Source organism: Paenibacillus barengoltzii NBRC 101215 (assembly GCF_004000745.1).
Classification (GTDB): domain Bacteria; phylum Bacillota; class Bacilli; order Paenibacillales; family Paenibacillaceae; genus Fontibacillus; species Fontibacillus barengoltzii.
This window is the reverse complement of the sequence record NZ_BILV01000153.1, coordinates 1-1266: the sequence shown is the minus strand read 5'-3', so window position 1 is coordinate 1266 and position 1266 is coordinate 1. Positions and strand designations below refer to the sequence as shown.

General features: G+C 49.4%; 1 protein-coding gene. It reads left to right on the top strand.

The features are described 5' to 3' along the window. The first annotated feature begins 75 nt into the window (after positions 1 to 75). Positions 76 to 1226, top strand: a protein-coding gene (locus PBA01S_RS22585; RefSeq protein ID WP_248931314.1) for an IS3 family transposase whose coding sequence is annotated in 2 segments (ribosomal slippage) — positions 76 to 331 and positions 331 to 1226 — 1152 coding nt in all. Because the reading frame shifts where the segments join, the coding sequence is not laid out codon by codon here. Positions 1227 to 1266 lie beyond the last annotated feature (40 nt).

Below are 1266 nucleotides of genomic sequence, written 5' to 3'. Positions count from 1 at the left end.
GCTGCTAGACTAAAAAGTAGACATGGAGAACCGAGAATCGGGTAAAATGAATCTATCCAAATTCGAGGTGCTACCATGACGAAAAAATACGATAAAGAATTTAAACTGCAAACGATTCAGATGATCCAGGAAGAAGGGAAAGCGGTGGCGCAGGTCGCCCGCGAACTGGGGATCAGCGACAACACCCTGTATCGTTGGATGGCGGAATACAAGAAAGACGGCGCACAGGCCTTTCCAGGCAGTGGGCAACTGAAAGCCGACGATAAAGCAATGAGAGATCTTCAGAAACGCCTTCGTGATCTGGAAGAGGAGAACGACATCTTAAAAAAGGCGATGCACTACTTCGCCAAAGACCGGCGCTGATCTATGCCTTCATCCACGATCATCGCTTCAAGTGCCGAGTCTCGAAGATGTGCGAAGCCTTTGAAGTATCCCGAAGCGGCTATTACAAATGGACCCAGCGAAAAGCCAGCAAACGTGAAAAGCGACGTCGCAAGCTGGAGCGGCGGATCCGTCGTATCTTTCTAGAATCCCGTCGATTATATGGAAGCCCCAAAGTAGCAAAAGAACTGCACAAGCAGGGCATACGAGTGTCCGAGAAAACAGTCGCTCGGATCATGAAGGAGCTGGGTTTACGTTCTCGCACGGTGAAGAAATACAAGGCCACAACCAACTCGAAGCACAACCTGCCTGTCCAAGAGAACGTGTTGAACCGCGAGTTTAATCCGTCCGCTCCAAACAAGGCCTGGGTGGCTGATATTACGTATATCCCGACCGATGAGGGTTGGCTATACCTGGCAAGCATCATGGACCTGTACAGTCGTAAAATCGTTGGATTTCACATGGATGAGCGAATGACGAAAGAACTCGTGTTAACGGCGCTGGACCGCGCCCACAGCCAGCAGCGACCGTGCGAAGAGGTTCTGCATCATTCGGATCGCGGCAGCCAGTACGCTTCTCATGACTACCAGGCGCGGCTGCGCACCTACAAGATGAAAGGCAGTATGAGCCGCAAAGGGAACTGCTACGATAATGCGTGTATTGAATCGTTCCACAGTGTGCTTAAGAAAGAACTTGTCTACTTGGAGAAGTTCAAAACACGCAAGCAAGCCAAGAAACGCATTTTTGAATATATTACCTGCTTCTACAATGGAAAACGAATCCATTCCGCGATTGGGTATTCTACGCCCAATGAGTGCGAACGTATGTACCGATCTGCCGCATAATTTTCTCGATTCTTTGTGTCTACTCTATTGACAGAGGTAC